This window comes from Levilactobacillus muriae (assembly GCF_045862015.1).
GTDB lineage: Bacteria > Bacillota > Bacilli > Lactobacillales > Lactobacillaceae > Levilactobacillus > Levilactobacillus muriae.
Window position 1 is genome coordinate 161,495 of record NZ_BAAFRU010000002.1, and the last position, 15,389, is coordinate 176,883.

Here is a 15,389-nt window from a genome sequence, read left to right on the forward strand (position 1 = left end):
GGATGGTCGGTTTTGAGAGTTGCGATTTTACCTAAAATCCCCTAAAATAGTGGACGGACTTTAATTATAGAATAGGAACGAAAAAATATGGAAATTCAATTTTTAGGGACGGGCGCCGGGTCACCCGGGAAGTTTCGGAATGTGACCAGTACGGCGTTGCGCTTACTCGATGAGCGTAATTCAGTGTGGCTGTTCGACGTGGGTGAAGCCACTCAGCATCAAATTCTGCGGACCACGTTAAAACCGCGGAAGATCGATAAGATTTTTATTACGCATCTGCATGGTGACCATATTTTTGGGCTGCCAGGTCTCTTGAGTAGCCGGTCCTTTCAAGGCGGTAATGAACCGTTGACCATCTATGGACCCAAGGGCATTCGCGACTTCGTTGAGGTAAGCATGCGTGTCTCAGAGACTAAACTGTCCTACAAGATCCATTACCGTGAATTGTCTGCGGATGGTATGATCTTTGAGGATGATAAGTTTCGCGTCTACGCCCAGCATCTCGATCACCGTATTGAATGTTTTGGCTACCGGGTCGTCGAAAAGGATCATCCTGGAGAATTGATGGTCGACAAATTGCGAGAAGCGCAGATTCCATCTGGACCGGTCTACGGCGAATTGAAGGCTGGTAAGACGGTTACACTGCCTGACGGTCGAACGGTGAGTGGTGCGGACTTCTTAGGTCCGAGCCAACCTGGCCGGATCGTCGCCCTCTTAGGTGATACCCGTCAGACGCAGAATGCTTCTCGCCTGACGCAGGACGCCGATGTTCTTGTCCACGAGAGCACCTTTGCCAAGGGTGAAAGCAAGTTAGCACGCGCCTACTACCACTCGACCAATATTCAAGCGGCTGAGCTGGCGAAACGGACCAACGTGAAGATGTTATTGCTCAATCACATCTCGGCGCGCTACACTGGCAAGATGGCTTTGGAGCTACAGCAACAGGCGCGTGAGGTCTTTAAAAACACGCGAGTCGTCAAGGACTTTGATGAATACAATGTGCCATTTCAAAAAATAACTGCGGAAGGTGTCCGGAAATGAAAAATCAGTGGCGAATCGTTTTAACAATCTTACTCGTGATCGTTGTGGCAATCTTTGCCATCTTAAATGTGGAAAGTGTCCCGGTTTCTTTTGGATTCACAACGGTTCATTGGCCACTGATTTTGATTCTGTTGGTGTCGATTCTAATCGGCGCGGTGTTGATGATTCTCTTCTCAACCATTACCGTTTTCCAACACAACCGGGCCTACAAAGACTTGGAGCAGAGTAGTCATGACCGCATCGATGCACTGACCAAGGACAATGAGCGCCTAACCAAACGTTTGCAAAACTCTAAGAGTAAGCAGATCGCTGGGCAACAGGAAAAGCAGTTACAGGATTTAGAGAAAGAAAATGCTGAATTAAAGGTAAAATTGGCTGAAAAATAACAAGAACCGATAGTGAGGAGCGGTGCCAGTGACACCGCTTTTCTAACGTTTAGAAAGGATGATTTGCTGGTGATTGCCGCACAATACCAATGGAACATTAAGAATGTTGACCAGCCTTCCGCGGAGGCACAGGCATTAGCAAAGGCCGCAGAGATTTCGCCGATTGTTGCACAAATTTTGTGGAATCGGGGCTATCAGACGCCGGATGCAGCCCATGCCTTCTTGAATCCGGGACCGGAACAGCTGCATGATCCCAGCCTTCTCCATGACATGCAGAAGGGGGTCGATCGCATTGAGGACGCCATCGGGAGTGACCAGCAGATTACGATCTATGGGGACTACGATGCTGATGGCGTTACGAGTACGTCGATTCTTTACGAAACGCTCAATGAGATGGGTGCTAAGGTCAATACGTATATCCCCAATCGGTTTACTGACGGCTATGGTCCGAACGTGGCTGCCTTTAAAAAACTGATTGCAGCGGGTACGCAACTCATTGTGACGGTGGACAACGGGGTTGCTGGTAATGAGGCAATTGCGGCGGCGAATGAGGCCGGGGTGGATGTTGTGGTTACCGACCACCATGAACTTCCTCAAGAATTACCCGCGGCATACGCCATCATTCATCCCCGATATCCAGGCGCTGAGTATCCCTTTGGAGGTTTGTCCGGGGCTGGGGTGGCTTTTAAGGTTGCTCAGGCTCTTCGCGAAGAGATCCCACAAGATGTTTTGGATCTTGCGGCCATCGGGACGGTCGCCGATCTGGTACCGTTGGTCGATGAAAATCGGGTGCTGGTTTACTTCGGTCTCCAGTTATTAAAGCAGGACGAACGGCCGGGGTTGCAAGCCCTAATGGCCGGAGCGGGTATCAAACCTGAAGAACTGACCGAGCAATCGATTGGCTTCGGAATTGCCCCACGGTTGAATGCGCTAGGTCGGCTGGAAGATGCCAGTCCGGCAGTTGAACTGCTGACGACGTTGGATGATGCACGGGCTAAGGAATTGGCGCAACAGACCGAAGAGAAGAATCGTAAACGCCAGGAACTCGTCCAGCAGATCAGTCAGGCCGCTTTAGCACAGGCTGAAGATGTCGATCATCGCGACCGAGCAGCGTTGATCATCAGTGGGCACGATTGGCACGAAGGGGTTCTGGGAATCGTTGCCAGCAAGGTCGTTGAGACCACGGGGAAGCCTGCGTTGGTTCTGAACGTCAATGAGGAAGGTCGGGCTAAGGGCTCTGGACGAAGCGTGACCGCATTTAACCTCTTTGAAGCCTTAGACGGTCATAGAGACCTGATGACGGCTTTTGGCGGTCATCACATGGCTGTTGGATTAACGGTACCTAGTGAGCAGCTAGGGGCCTTAGCTGATGCCTTGAATCAAGAGGCGGCTAACCAGAAGTTGACTGAGAGTGGTCCGGCCGAGTTACCGGTCGCGGCATCCTTAGCGGTCGGTACAGTCACACCAAACCTGTATCAGGAATTGGCACAACTGGCACCGTTTGGGACGGACAACAGTCAGCCACTGTTTGCTTTCGAAACGGCTACATTGACGCAGATCAAGGCTATCGGTAAGGATAAGTCTCACCTGAAGTTTCAGCTTCAGGAAGGTAATAACCAGCTCAACGCGATTCAGTTTGGCGCTGGGAAAGAAGTAGCGGCACTGAGTGCATCACCGGATTCAGCGGCTGTTCTCGGTGCTATCGAGGACAATGCCTGGCAGGGCCGACATTCCTTGCAGGTGATGGTCAAGGATCTCCGGTTGACGGATAATCCGGTAAAAGTTGAACGAACCAATCGGCTTCACCAAACCATGTTCCAGCAGCCCGGAACGTACGTTTTCTTCCACAACAATGTGTTTCGACAGTTAGCTAACCAACTGCCAGAAGAAGCGACGGCACTGCTTTATGATGGCAGCGTAGTCGAAAAACTGCCAGCCGATTCTGCCGTGTTTATTGTGGATTGTCCGGATGCTACGACTGATTTAGAAATCGTTTTAAAACAACTTCAACCCGCTCAAATCACGGCTTATCTCTATAAGAAAGAAAGTCTTTCGCAATTAGGGATGCCAACTCGCTCGCAATATGCTAAACTATTTAAGTTCGTTGCATCGCATCAACAAGTAGATGTGGGGCACCAGCTGGTACAATTGGCAACTTTCTTGCAAATTCCACGTACCCAGTTAGTCTTCATGATTCAGGTGTTCTTCGAGTGTGGCTTTGTCGCAATCGATCACGGCCTCATGAATGGTGTGGTGCATCCGGAGCACAAGGATCTGACGATGGCTCCGAGTTACCAGCTTCGGCAACAACAGATGCAGACGGAAGAGGACCTATTGGCCTGTCCGGCTGCGGCGTTAGCGAAGCGTCTTGCCTCATTGATATAAAATAAAGGAGCTACTTAACTTATGGCAACTGATTTTACGAAATATATTGCTTCCGTTCCGGACTACCCCGAAAAGGGCATCATGTTCCGGGACATCTCCCCATTAATGGCGGACGGTAAGGCCTTTCACGCCGCAACCGATGAAATTGTCGCATACGCCCAAGATAAGGGTGTTGAAATGGTTGTGGGTCCAGAAGCCCGCGGATTTATCGTCGGCTGCCCTGTGGCTTACCAAATGGGCATTGGCTTCGCGCCAGCTCGTAAGCAAGGTAAGTTGCCACGGCCAACGGTCAAGGCGTCATATGACCTAGAATATGGCACATCGGCCCTGTACTTGCACAAGGATGCCATCAAACCGGGCCAAAAAGTTTTGGTTACCGATGACCTCTTAGCCACTGGTGGCACCATTGGCGCGACCATCCAATTGGTCGAGGATCTGGGTGGTATCGTGGTTGGGACAGCCTTCCTGATTGAATTGGAAGAGTTACACGGCCGCGACAAGCTGAAAGGCTACGATATCTTTAGCTTAATGACTTACTAAGATAATCAAAAATGGCTTTACCTTCGTGTTTAGAGGGTAAAGCCATTTTGTTTTTTCATGAGCCAAAGGTTGAAAGCTGGCTAGCTCTAATACAGTTAATTCTTAATCATGCCACGCCGTTGGACGATGATGCCAGTGATGGTCAGTGCCGTAGCGAAGATAACGAGTAGCCAGATCACTGGCATCCAGGAACCGCTGAATTGCTGGAGGTAACCGAAGAGAATCGGACCGATCGCAGCTAGGAGGTAACCTGCGGATTGGGCCATGCCGGAGATTGCAGCTGTTTGATAAGGGTTCGCTGTCTTTTCCGTAAAGAACATGATAGCGAGGTTAAAGGCCACACCGGAGCCCAAGCCGGTGACTAACGAGACGATGGTGAGAAATGGGACGGAGTTGGTATCAATCAGCCACGTGAGCGGGGCGACGACGTACCCTAACGTCATGATGGTTAGCAGGATGCTGACGCCATGACGCTTGTTGAAGAGAAGCGGCACCATAAATGATAAGGGTAGGCCACTAATCTGCAGCAGGGTCAGGAGGTTACTGGACGTGATCGTTGAGACGCCGTGCACGGCCAGAATCGATGGCATCCAGGTGATAATCGCGTAGTAGACCAACGACTGTAGGCCAAAGAATAAAGTGATCAGCCAGCCCAAGGGCTGCCGCCAGACACTCTGATAGTGGGGAATGTGGGCACGTTGTTCGTCCGTCAATGGTTCCTGACGTTTGGTCCGAATATTAGGGAACCAGGCAAGGATGGCGATAATACTGATGATTCCCAGGTAGGCTTGCGTAGCAGCAAGACTGGTCCGTGAGATCAGAATACCAGAGATGGCAGTCCCGATGGCACCAACGAGGAGCATCGACAGGGTGTACAGACTCGTTCCCAGTCGAATCTTGTAGGGCATGTGTTCCTTGATTAGAGCGGGGACGAGAACGTTACCACTATCGATTCCAATACCGACGAGGAAGGTTCCGAAGAGTAGTGCTGGCAAAGTCGGGATGATCCGAAGGTAAGTTCCAACGATCAGCAGTAAAAAGAGGCCAAAGACGGTTCGTTCATTTCCCCAACGCTGGGCCAATTTGACAATGATTGGTGAAAAAATAGCAAAGGTCACCAGAGGAATCGATGTGATCAGTCCTGCCATCGAGCTCGGTAGGTTCAATGTTTTCTCGATACTGGGCAGTAACGGGGGAATAATGGTGATCGGTAAACGGAGGTTGGCAGCAATCAGCATCATACCGACCAGAAACCAACGAGGTTGGGTTTGTTTCAAGATAAGTGCCTCCTATGTATTGTGCGTCAATCCATTATAGCCCGGTTGGCGGATGGAAGAAAAGGGGGAGAGCGTGATTTCTTTCATGAAAACGAAATTAGGTATAAGTTTTTTAATGGAAGCGCAGGCATAAAAAAGCAGAGAGGGGAGGGCCTCTCTGCAAAACTTAGGTGACAACTTAAGGCTAAATTGGTCTTACTCGTGTGGTTCGGGTAGGTCGTTAACGACGATAACGTTGGGTTCAGCGTGCTGGACCACGTAATTTGTCGTGGAGCCGACGATCATGCGGGAGAACGCGTTTGTTCCAGACTTACCCATGACGACGAGGTCGACCATGCTCTCAGCGGCGTTAGCAATTTCTACAATGACCTGTTTCGGTGCACCCTCACGTACCAGCAGCACGGCTTCCAGATTCGCTTCTTCGGCGGTATCACGAGCCGCTTGTAAAATTTCTTGGCTGGTATCGCGGAGACTTTTGATCACGGCTGCGTAGCCACCACCCAGACCCTGCGCGGAGAACTGGGTAATGTCGATGACGTGCAGGAGAATCAGTTTGGCATGCCAGTCCTGGGCCAAGTCAATCGCGGTCTTGAGTGCTTCGTTAGCGTTACTGGAGCCATCGAGTGGGACGAGTAGGCGTTTGTACATGGGTGTTACCTCCTTCGATAAGTCGGGGGGCAGCAAGCAATATGTGATAGTGAGATGCGTTGATTTGAAGCCAATTCACTGACGACGAGAGATCCTGGGAGTTGCGTCAATGAACTAATTAACTAATAGATTAGATTAGTTAATAATTATATTATGCATTAAAATGATAACTTTGGCAAGTAAAATGAGACAAAAAAGTCATTTCTGAGAGGAAATGACTAACTGGTGAGCGGTTGAACCTATTGATTGCGTCGGGAAAGGAAGTAACTATAGAGTGCAATTCCTAGAGCAATAATGACGAGGATCAGGCCGATGAGTTTGAACATGGACAGGCTTCTTTCAAAATAATATTCTGAATCTCATTATAGGATAAAATATCCGATAAGATACAGATATTATTGAAATATGATATTAAAAAAGTTAGAACTGAAGAGATCATTCAGAGCCATCCCTTACTAACATTGCCCATCAGGGTGTTCATTCAATAGAAAAGTTTATGGATGATTTATACTTAAGCAAAGATAAACGAAAAATTGATAAAGCAGTCAATCTTATTCAATTAATGAATTAGTCTTGTTATATAGTATTCATAAGAAATAAACATGTTTGTCATGGATTTGACTTCTTAGCAGACTACACTGTTGGTAATCAGAAAGGGAGTTTGCCGTATGAGTGATTTATTTATCAGCTACCAGTCAGCCGATCCATTAGCCCATTCGTTTCAAGAGCAGCTCCGCGAGTGGGCAGCACATGACTGGGAGTTCCCCACAATCAGCTTTCATGAACAGCATTTGTCCGCAAAATTTACTGGTTTACACGCCGCGACTATCAAACGCCGACTCAGAAAAGAAATCAAACGTTCACGCCGGTTTCTCGTCATTATTAGTCGAGAAACCTGGCAATCGGAATGGACCGATTGGGAGATTGCTACGGCCCGCCAGGAGGATAAGCAAGTATTGGCTGCCAAGTTGGATAGTACCAATATTTCACCATTATGTCTCTTAGAAATTGCCCCCGCTTGGATCGATCCATTCGATCCTCAAATCTTGACGGATGCCTAATTTAAAAATCCGCTTGCAATTATAGTCATTATTGGTAAAATATATGAGTAGTGACTTGGAGAGTTGGCAGAGTGGTAATGCAACGGACTCGAAATCCGTCGAACCGGCTAATACCGGCGCGCAGGTTCAATTCCTGTACTCTCCTTAAATAATTTATTCTATATGTGAGGTCTTGCTGTCTGGCAAGGCTTTTTTTTACAAAAAAACGCTCGGCAAAATTTACCAAGCGTTTACATTAATTCTTCAATTGATGTGCTGTTATTTGGCGCCAACTTTTTCCTTAGTCGTCACCTTTTGGTGGGCAGCTACGGCGAGTTCTGGGAACCAGATCGCAATTTCATGGTGCGCGTTCTCCCGGCTATCGGCGGTGTGAACAATATTTCTTAAGATGCCATCGGGATATTCATGGGCAAAATCGCCCCGAATCGTTCCGGGTTGGGCGTCATTAGGCCGCGTCTTACCCGCTAAATTGTGAACAGCTTTAACCACGTCGGTCCCAGTCACGATGATGGCAACGAGGGGACCTTCCTGCATGTAGGTCTCGATTTCCTTGAAGTAAGGCTTTTCAACTTGCTCCCTGTAGTGACGCTTCAATTGGTCAGTTGATGCATTAACCACCTTGAGCGCAGTAATTTGGTAGCGCTTACCTTCGAGCCGTGAAATAATTTCTCCGATATGTCCTTCCGCAACACCATCCGGTTTAACTAAGACTAAAGTTTTTTCTGAATTTGCCATGGTAGAGAACCTCCTTGAGTTTTTAAAGCGTCCGTTATAACGGGTATAACGAGTTGTTAATTCAAATTGTAGACTAACCTTTCCGTAACGTCAATCGAATTGTGAATATTTTGATAGCGTTTTCATTATTTTATTTTTAGGCATGAAAAAAGCCCGATTTTGCTCGGACTTTTAGTAGATTATTCGGGATCTCCCATAATCATCCACAGGATCAAGTAAACAATGATTCCTGGGAAGGGGGTGAGTGCAAGTATGAAGAAAATTAAACGAGCAATGCCAGAATTCCAATCGAAGTGATCCGCAATCCCGCCGATGACGCCAGCGAAGACCCGATTATTTGCAGAGCGATGGATGTTTTTCATATTGTCCTCCTCCAGTTGATTTAAGATTGAAAATCAGTTTTGTTAAAGAAATCGACGTGAATGTCATCATCCGTGATTTCCAGCTTGGTGATACTGCCATTGATGGTGGCGATACCTTCATCCAAGTCGGGAGCATAGCGGTCGATGATGGATCGAATCGTCATGCCATGAGACACAACCATGATCTGATCGCCGTTTTTGGTATTTTTCCGCAGCTTGTTGAAGCCACGGTCCAGCCGCTCCCAGAACATATCGTTGCTTTCAGCTTCACCATACAGATCCGCTTGGTGGATCAGGTCCCGGGCCTTCTCTAAGCCGTAAGTGCCGAGTACCTTTGACTCGGAAGTCAAGCCAACCTGAGCCCCCACGAATTGCCACATTTGATTCAAGTCATTACCTTCAAAGTAACCGTGACATTGTTCGCGGAATTCAGGATATTGGTAGGTCACAATGTTCATGTTGTCTGGGTTTTCCTTAAGTGCGATTCGCGCCGTTTCAATGGCCCGACCGGAGTCGCTGCTGTAGGCGGCAGCGAGGGGAATGTTGCTGAGTTGCTGGCCAGCGCGTTTGGCGTCGGCACGCCCCTTTGCCGTGAGAGGAGAATCGATCCAACCCTGAACCTTGTTATAGTGATTCAACATCGTTTGACCATGACGCACAAAATATGCCGTAAATTTCTTCATTTTCTCGAGGCCTCCGTTGATCAAGTAAGTGTTTCCATCCTCAGTATAGCAAGCTTGAAAATAGAACGCGACCATTTTGCCGCGACTTTTGAAAAAAGTGTGTCTCTTCGCTGGAATCCGACCGGCAAGCATGCTAAGGTGAAAGATATTAGGAGATGGTGTGCATGAGTACTGAGAGCAGTTATCGTTATACGGGTGAAAAATCAATTGATTTAACACAGTTGGCAACGCACGTTGAAAAGGGTCCGGATCAGGCCGTCATCAACAGTGCACTGGATGCCAACGTGGCAACCTTAAGTGACTTACAGTCCCGGCTCTATTCCCAGAAGCAGCATGGGGTCATCGTGATCCTACAGGGGATGGATACCGCTGGCAAGGATGGTTTAATTCGGCACGTCTTCAGTGGGTTGAATCCATCTGGGACCAGTGTGGTCAGTTTCAAGGAGCCCACTCACGTGCAGTTAGCCCACGATTTCCTGTGGCGCATCAACCAAGCTTTACCTTCACGAGGGGAGATTCGGATCTTTAACCGATCCCAGTACGAAGACGTCTTGATCAGTCACGTCCATCCAGAAATGTTGACGACGCAAAACCTACCAGGGATCAATTCAGTGGCAGATGTTGACGATGAGTTCTGGGATCATCGCTACCATGATTTGAAGAACTACGAAAAATATTTGCGGCATCAGGGCTTCGAGGTCATCAAAATTTTCTTACACCTATCCAAGGACGAACAGACGCATCGGTTTGAACGACGCATCGAAGTTCCTAGCAAGAATTGGAAGTTCGTGCCAAGCGACATGCAGGAACGGGCCTTCTGGGACGATTACCGAGAGGCCTACACCAAAATGCTGGAGAACACGGCAACCAAGAAGAGTCCATGGTATCTGATTCCAGCTGACGATAAAGGTGTGGCTCGGTTAATCGTCTCCAATATTCTGATCGATCGATTACAGGCACTGAACCCACAATATCCAAAAGTTAGCTCGGAAACGAAGCAACAGTTGCGAGCAGTGCTACAACAATTGAAAGATCATAAATTATAGACAATTGCTAGATGCAAAAAGCTACCTTATAGAGTTTTAAGACCAATGAAAATAACCGAAATTGTTATATACAAATACTGACATTTGTCCTGAAAGCTGCCTGACTTTAGGTGACTCTCAGGTTAGATGTCAGTATTTTCGATCAGGAGAAATTAAGACTTTTTAGAGATTTGGTTGTGTAGCGGCGACGAGTTGGTGCGGTGTAGTACAATAGTTCATGACAAAGCAACAGGGCTTGTTCATTAATTTGAAGTTGATTGCGATGAGCATATTTGAACGACGAGGTAACACCTTAAGTGTATGATACATAAAGCTTAATGTAGGAGGAAATGACTGATGACTGTGAATGTTGGTATTGATAAAATCGGGTTCTATACGCCGAGTCTGTATTTGGATATGGCTGAATTGGCCACTGCGCGGGGAGAAGATCCTAATAAATACTTGATTGGAATCGGTCAATCGAAGCAGGCCATTATTCCGCCGACACAAGATATCGTGACGATGGCCGCCAATGCCGCCAGTCAGTTTCTGACGCCTGCCTTAAAGGCAGAGGTGGCGATGGTTTTGTTTGGAACGGAGTCGGGTATCGATAATTCTAAGGCTAGTGCCGTTTATCTTGCCCATCTATTGGGATTGTCACCGCAGACACGGGCGATTGAATTAAAGCAGGCTTGCTACGGGGCGACGGCTGGTCTGCAGTTGGCTGCTGATTACGTCCGGGTTCATCCGCAGGCTAAGGTGTTAGTTATTGGGGCCGATGTGGCGCGTTACGGTCTCCGAACGGCTGGTGAGGTCACCCAAGGAGGCGGCGCAGTCGCCATGTTGGTGGCGGCTGATCCCCAAGTTCTGGCGTTAGACATGGTCAGTAGTTATCACACGGAAGACGTGATGGACTTCTGGCGGCCGATATACCGGACCGAGGCACTGGTTGACGGTAAGTATTCCACCAATGTCTACCTCGACTTCTTTAAGACCGTTTGGACCAATTATCAACAGCAAACCAATCGGACTATCGCAGACTTTGACGCCTTCGTCTTTCATTTACCGTTCACTAAGATGGGGCGTAAAGGGCTCCGACAGGTGCTGCCCGAAGCCCAACCAGAGCAACAGAAAAGCTTGAAGGCAGCCTTTGAGGCCAGCCAAGAAGATAACCGGAACGTGGGCAATCTTTATACGGGATCGCTGTACCTCAGCCTGTTGTCACTGCTTCGGCATGGTCAACTGACGGCTGGTGCGCGTCTAGGGTTCTTCAGTTACGGTTCTGGCGCAGAGGGCGAATTTTACAGTGGCATTCTTCAGAGTGGGTTCCAACAGGGGTACGATGACACTGTATTGACCGAATTACTTGCCCAGCGAAAACGCGTGAGTGTGGCCGAATATGAAGATATTTACCAGGCACAACTGAGCAACGATAGCCGCGATGTGCAACTGCCAGTGGGTGATGAGACCGCGCAATACTACCTCGCTGGTCGTCAAAATCAACAGCGACAATACCGCGAACAATAGTATTTTGTTATAGCCAACTGAGGGTTGAAAGCCAAAATACTCACCTTACTCTTGTGACTGTAGGAATTGGCACCGCTAAATTAGTGGCAATGGTCGCACTCCGGCCACCAGGGATTCCGCTTGCTGTGGGGAACGCCTCCAGCCAAAGGACGGGCTTCCAGCTCGCCTGAAAGCCGCCAAGTGCAGGCGTCTCTCAGGTCGTCCCACGATGTAAGCCGGAAAAAGCGCCGACTAACATCGTCGACACAGCTAGCTCCATCCCTGGCCGCCTCCGGCTCTGATTGTGCACATCAATTTCAATCACTGAATCCCATGTGGTGCCTAAAGTTTAAGCACAAGTCAACAACGTTTCTAGAAGCATAATCCATGTTTCCTCAGACCAACTATGGTAAGGCGGTGGTTGGACAACGTTGCCTAGTTTTAGGCCCAGTATCGTTGTTGCAACGGGCATAATGAGTGTTTTGAAACTTTCAATCTTCAGTAGCCAATTAAAAAACGCGCCACACCTTTTCTGAGATGTGGCGCGTTTGACTTATTCAAATTGATTTTTGACGACATAACCATCCTTGAATACCAAAACGGGGGACTGCTTTCCCACTCTGATTTGCAGGCTGTAACCCTTACCCAGGGACTTTTCCAATGAACCACTAGTCTTCGTGAAATTTGTGACAAAACGTGGCCACTTGGCTTGTTTGGCCAAGCTTGGTTTCTTATTCAAAGCCGAGATAGTTTGTTTCAAATCACTGTTGGTGACTGTCAGTGTGTAGGTCTTGCTAGACTTGTCAAAGGTGACGTCCCCCAACTTTGTTAGAGCCTTGGCCAATTGCTGCTTGACGCTCTGCTCGTTGTCAGCCTGGGTCACACCACTTGAACTGGCGGAAAAGGCCTGCCCGGACTGCGAACTGATCTGACTCTGCTTAGCGGTCTGACTCGCCGGCGCGTTGTCCTGGGACCAATAGGGCAGCTTCCAAATGGCGAAGACAGTTCCCAACAGGGCCAGCGTCATTAGAATGATCGAGCCAATCTTTGAGTCGCCGTGTTGAATTGCTGTGGCGAGTGAAAACGCCGCAATTATTGTAATTAGACCGCCCATAATGGCAAATCCAAGAATCATGTTGAATCCCCCCAATTTCTGTTGCTTTCAGTATAGCATGAAATAATTATATCGTGAAAGGGGTTACCTGAAACCGTTAAACTCGAATAATATTAATGAATTTATTAAATTAGGGACCCACAACGATTTATAACCGAATATTAATTAAAATAGTGTCGCCAAAAGTTAGCATTTCCGGTATAATATAAATTACATAAGACAGAAATGAGGAGATTAGTGTGACGAACGTTTATTTAGCAGGACCATTCTTTGATGATGAGCAGATTTCGCGGATTGAACGGGTGGAACGCGCCTTAACCGCTAACCCCCGTGTTACAAACTTTTTCAGCCCTCGAAAGAGTGAAATTCCTGGATTGACACTAGGTACACCTGAATGGGCAACACAAACGTTCCAGATGGACGTGACCCAGATCGACCAAGCAGATGTCGTGGTCGGCATGGTTGACTTTGTTGATGATCAGGTGGATTCTGGGACGGTTTTCGAAATTGGCTATGCCTTTCACAGTAAGAAGCCAGTTGTCATCCTTCACGAAAAGGATACAACGTTGAACTTGATGATTGCGGAAGGACTGCACGCCTATGTTCAGGAAGCCGAGGCCCTAGCTGCTTACGACTTCTCGACGTTACCTGAAAGCCATTATCACGGTAAAGTCATCTAAAACGCGCACAATTAACTTGGGCAGTCAAAAAACGAGTCTGGGGTTTTATCCCAGGCTCGTTTTTTGACTGCCCAAAGCTATACTGCTGAAAGGTGGGGCAGAAGGCAGATTCCTGCGCTTAACCCCATAAGGAGAATAGTCCAAACCCGGAATTTTCTCCTTATGACGTCAGTGCTCAACATATAAACGCCTTCTGTCCCACTCTTTTCAAGCTAATTTTTAGTGAACGTCATCGCGGAACAGACCAACGACCTTACCTAAAATACTGACATTGTTGAGAATGATTGGTGCCATGGTGTCATTTTCCGGTTGAAGTCGGAAGTGATCCGCTTCCTTGAAGAAACGCTTGCACGTTGCCTCGTTTTCTTCCGTCATGGCGATCACGATATCGCCATTGTCAGCGTTTTGCTGCCGCCGGACGATGACTTGGTCACCATTAAGGATACCAATGTTGATCATACTTTCGCCCCGGATGGTCAACATGAAGAGTTGATCGTCATCCCGTTCGAATTCTGGAGGAACTGGGAAGTAGTCGGTCGCTTCCTGAACAGCTAGGATGGGTTCCCCAGCTGTAACAGTGCCCAATACGGGAATCCGAGTCTGTTGTTCGTGGACGCCCAATTCTTCTAAACCGGCAGGCGTGACTTCCAAAGCTCGTGGTTTCGTTGGGTCCTTCGTCAGCAGGCCCTTCTTTTCTAGGCGGGCGATGTGGCCATGCACTGTAGAGGTTGAGGAGAGAGAGACGGCTTCGCCAATCTCACGGACAGTCGGCGGATACCCTTTTTCGTTGACCCGTTCCCAAATGAAGCGTAGGACGGCTAACTGTTTACTTTCAGAAGCTTTACTCATTTTTCTGCCACCTCGTTCGTCATTCGTAGTATAGTTTAACCATAGTGTAGCATAGGTTTCCAGCGTTTTCAAACAGATGTTCGGGTAAATTAAGTCATTAATCTGTTTGCTGCAACATGCGCAAAATGTTTTGCCGCCATAGTTGAGCCGTAAACGTTGTCAACCTGGGGTTTTGACCTGATTAGTTGCTGATAACCTCACAGCGAACAGAGGTGCTGGCGGGCACTAATTATTTTGTGTTGTGTCAATTCCTCTTCTAGACTAAGTGATGAAATCCTAAATTTTCACGGATTATGTCCCGATAATTGAAATTTGAAATTAACCCTGATATGATAGGGCTTGTCTTGAAATGGCGGCGGTCGTGTGCGCCGAAGTTTCAGTTGGAATGTGACGTGGGAATTAAGCAATCGTTCGGTCTAAAATCGCGGATGCGTAATCACCCAAATTCAAAATTAAAGGTAAAGGAGGATTATTCATGGCTGAAGAAACGATGGACACCTTATTAGTTCGCATCAACGAACTGGCTCACAAAGCCAAAACAAGTGAAGGCCTCACCCCTGCCGAAACGACGGAACGGGCAACCTTACGAAAGAAGTACCTGAAATTATTTCGGGCCAGCTTTAAGAGCCAGGTCGAAATGATGCAGGTTTACGATAAAAGTGGTAAGGAAGTTACGCCGGAGAAGGTCCGTGATATCCAACGTGAGAAGGGTTTACGGGACAATTAATTGCGAGGGCGAGTCTTTTTAATGGATTCGCTCTTTTATTTTGCGTTAAGTTTGTGTAAAATTGTAAACTGAATGACTTTATAAAGGAGGGGAATACCTTGTCAACTTGGATCTGGATCATTATCGTCATCGTCGTCGGCCTTGGCTGTGCTGCTGGAGGCTTCTTCGGTGCTCGTAAGTACATGGAAAACTATCTGAAAGACAATCCGCCAATTAACGAAGATCAACTGCGTGCTATGATGTTGCAAATGGGACAAAAACCATCTCAACGAAAGTTACATCAAATGATGAATGCGATGCAACAACAATCACACGACAAAAAGTAGATCTGGTTTTACTGACGACTCGCTTCCAGTTTCCATGGGGGCGA

At 47.8% G+C, this 15,389-nt stretch carries 17 protein-coding genes and 1 tRNA gene; 11 read left to right on the plus strand and 7 right to left on the minus strand.

Going from position 1 to position 15,389, the window contains the following annotated elements; all coding sequences use genetic code 11:
- Positions 1-87: 87 nt before the first annotated feature.
- The 4 genes from rnz to ACKTSF_RS01900 all read left to right on the plus strand — a co-directional run bounded on the left by rnz (position 88) and on the right by ACKTSF_RS01900 (position 4,352).
- The gene (gene rnz / locus ACKTSF_RS01885) at positions 88-1,041 is read left to right on the plus strand and encodes a ribonuclease Z (RefSeq protein WP_407886110.1); all 954 of its coding nucleotides are present in this window, start codon (positions 88-90) and stop codon (positions 1,039-1,041) included.
- Positions 1,038-1,427 (plus strand): LapA family protein, encoded by a 390-nt coding sequence (locus ACKTSF_RS01890; RefSeq protein WP_407886112.1) that lies wholly within the window; start codon positions 1,038-1,040, stop codon positions 1,425-1,427. Before rnz ends, ACKTSF_RS01890 begins: the two co-directional genes overlap by 4 nt.
- A 69-nt stretch (positions 1,428-1,496) precedes the next feature.
- Positions 1,497-3,812 (plus strand): single-stranded-DNA-specific exonuclease RecJ, encoded by a 2,316-nt coding sequence (gene recJ, locus ACKTSF_RS01895; RefSeq protein ID WP_407886114.1) that lies wholly within the window; start codon positions 1,497-1,499, stop codon positions 3,810-3,812.
- 21 nt (positions 3,813-3,833) lie between these two features.
- Positions 3,834-4,352 (plus strand): adenine phosphoribosyltransferase, encoded by a 519-nt coding sequence (locus ACKTSF_RS01900; protein WP_407886116.1) that lies wholly within the window; start codon positions 3,834-3,836, stop codon positions 4,350-4,352.
- Between the two features lie 95 nt (positions 4,353-4,447).
- Here the strand turns inward: ACKTSF_RS01900 and ACKTSF_RS01905 are convergent, their stop codons facing one another.
- Complete coding sequence (locus ACKTSF_RS01905; protein WP_407886118.1) at positions 4,448-5,629, minus strand: CynX/NimT family MFS transporter; 1,182 nt, start codon at positions 5,627-5,629, stop codon at positions 4,448-4,450.
- Positions 5,630-5,824: 195 nt separating this feature from the next.
- Positions 5,825-6,277, minus strand: coding sequence for a universal stress protein (locus ACKTSF_RS01910; RefSeq protein WP_407886120.1), 453 nt, complete (start codon positions 6,275-6,277; stop codon positions 5,825-5,827).
- Positions 6,278-6,945: 668 nt separating this feature from the next.
- On the opposite strand from ACKTSF_RS01910, the gene ACKTSF_RS01915 reads away from it, so the two are divergent.
- Together ACKTSF_RS01915 and ACKTSF_RS01920 are read left to right on the plus strand one after the other, a co-directional pair.
- Positions 6,946-7,338, plus strand: a complete 393-nt coding sequence (locus ACKTSF_RS01915; protein ID WP_407886122.1) for a TIR domain-containing protein — start codon at positions 6,946-6,948, stop codon at positions 7,336-7,338.
- A gap of 57 nt (positions 7,339-7,395) precedes the next feature.
- Positions 7,396-7,483, plus strand: a tRNA-Ser gene (locus ACKTSF_RS01920).
- A 113-nt stretch (positions 7,484-7,596) separates the two neighbouring features.
- On the opposite strand, the gene ndk is transcribed toward ACKTSF_RS01920, so the two are convergent.
- The 3 genes from ndk to ACKTSF_RS01935 form a co-directional block, all read right to left on the minus strand.
- Positions 7,597-8,073, minus strand: a complete 477-nt coding sequence (ndk, locus tag ACKTSF_RS01925) for a nucleoside-diphosphate kinase (protein ID WP_407886124.1) — start codon at positions 8,071-8,073, stop codon at positions 7,597-7,599.
- A 179-nt stretch (positions 8,074-8,252) separates the two neighbouring features.
- Positions 8,253-8,435, minus strand: a complete 183-nt coding sequence (locus ACKTSF_RS01930; RefSeq protein WP_407886126.1) for a PspC domain-containing protein — start codon at positions 8,433-8,435, stop codon at positions 8,253-8,255.
- Positions 8,436-8,455: 20 nt separating this feature from the next.
- The gene (locus ACKTSF_RS01935) at positions 8,456-9,118 is read right to left on the minus strand and encodes a histidine phosphatase family protein (RefSeq protein WP_407886128.1); all 663 of its coding nucleotides are present in this window, start codon (positions 9,116-9,118) and stop codon (positions 8,456-8,458) included.
- 164 nt (positions 9,119-9,282) lie between these two features.
- Here ACKTSF_RS01935 and ACKTSF_RS01940 point away from each other — a divergent pair, with 164 nt between their 5' ends.
- A complete protein-coding gene (locus ACKTSF_RS01940) occupies positions 9,283-10,164 on the plus strand; it encodes a PPK2 family polyphosphate kinase (protein ID WP_407886130.1) in 882 nt (293 codons plus the stop codon).
- A gap of 342 nt (positions 10,165-10,506) precedes the next feature.
- Positions 10,507-11,670, plus strand: coding sequence for a hydroxymethylglutaryl-CoA synthase (locus ACKTSF_RS01945; protein WP_407886221.1), 1,164 nt, complete (start codon positions 10,507-10,509; stop codon positions 11,668-11,670).
- 532 nt (positions 11,671-12,202) lie between these two features.
- Here the strand turns inward: ACKTSF_RS01945 and ACKTSF_RS01950 are convergent.
- Positions 12,203-12,784: a hypothetical protein gene (locus tag ACKTSF_RS01950; RefSeq protein ID WP_407886132.1), complete on the minus strand. Its 582-nt coding sequence runs from the start codon at positions 12,782-12,784 to the stop codon at positions 12,203-12,205.
- 218 nt (positions 12,785-13,002) lie between these two features.
- Here ACKTSF_RS01950 and ACKTSF_RS01955 point away from each other — a divergent pair, with 218 nt between their 5' ends.
- The gene (locus ACKTSF_RS01955) at positions 13,003-13,443 is read left to right on the plus strand and encodes a nucleoside 2-deoxyribosyltransferase (RefSeq protein ID WP_407886134.1); all 441 of its coding nucleotides are present in this window, start codon (positions 13,003-13,005) and stop codon (positions 13,441-13,443) included.
- 219 nt (positions 13,444-13,662) lie between these two features.
- On the opposite strand, the gene lexA is transcribed toward ACKTSF_RS01955, so the two are convergent.
- A complete protein-coding gene (gene lexA, locus ACKTSF_RS01960; RefSeq protein WP_020088607.1) occupies positions 13,663-14,292 on the minus strand; it encodes a transcriptional repressor LexA in 630 nt (209 codons plus the stop codon).
- 475 nt (positions 14,293-14,767) lie between these two features.
- On the opposite strand from lexA, the gene ACKTSF_RS01965 reads away from it, so the two are divergent.
- Positions 14,768-15,019: a DUF896 domain-containing protein gene (locus tag ACKTSF_RS01965; protein ID WP_407886136.1), complete on the plus strand. Its 252-nt coding sequence runs from the start codon at positions 14,768-14,770 to the stop codon at positions 15,017-15,019.
- Positions 15,020-15,117: 98 nt separating this feature from the next.
- Positions 15,118-15,345, plus strand: coding sequence for a YneF family protein (locus ACKTSF_RS01970; RefSeq protein WP_407886138.1), 228 nt, complete (start codon positions 15,118-15,120; stop codon positions 15,343-15,345).
- Positions 15,346-15,389: the final 44 nt, after the last annotated feature.

Coding starts and splice junctions, on each gene's coding strand:
- ACKTSF_RS01910 (WP_407886120.1), bottom strand. CDS start 6,277: ATGTACAAACGCCTACTCGTCCCACTCGATGGCTCCAGTAACGCTAAC.
- ACKTSF_RS01950 (WP_407886132.1), bottom strand. CDS start 12,784: ATGATTCTTGGATTTGCCATTATGGGCGGTCTAATTACAATAATTGCG.
- ndk (WP_407886124.1), bottom strand. CDS start 8,073: ATGGCAAATTCAGAAAAAACTTTAGTCTTAGTTAAACCGGATGGTGTT.
- ACKTSF_RS01890 (WP_407886112.1), top strand. CDS start 1,038: ATGAAAAATCAGTGGCGAATCGTTTTAACAATCTTACTCGTGATCGTT.
- lexA (WP_020088607.1), bottom strand. CDS start 14,292: ATGAGTAAAGCTTCTGAAAGTAAACAGTTAGCCGTCCTACGCTTCATT.
- ACKTSF_RS01935 (WP_407886128.1), bottom strand. CDS start 9,118: ATGAAGAAATTTACGGCATATTTTGTGCGTCATGGTCAAACGATGTTG.
- ACKTSF_RS01915 (WP_407886122.1), top strand. CDS start 6,946: ATGAGTGATTTATTTATCAGCTACCAGTCAGCCGATCCATTAGCCCAT.
- rnz (WP_407886110.1), top strand. CDS start 88: ATGGAAATTCAATTTTTAGGGACGGGCGCCGGGTCACCCGGGAAGTTT.
- ACKTSF_RS01965 (WP_407886136.1), top strand. CDS start 14,768: ATGGCTGAAGAAACGATGGACACCTTATTAGTTCGCATCAACGAACTG.
- ACKTSF_RS01940 (WP_407886130.1), top strand. CDS start 9,283: ATGAGTACTGAGAGCAGTTATCGTTATACGGGTGAAAAATCAATTGAT.
- ACKTSF_RS01900 (WP_407886116.1), top strand. CDS start 3,834: ATGGCAACTGATTTTACGAAATATATTGCTTCCGTTCCGGACTACCCC.
- ACKTSF_RS01930 (WP_407886126.1), bottom strand. CDS start 8,435: ATGAAAAACATCCATCGCTCTGCAAATAATCGGGTCTTCGCTGGCGTC.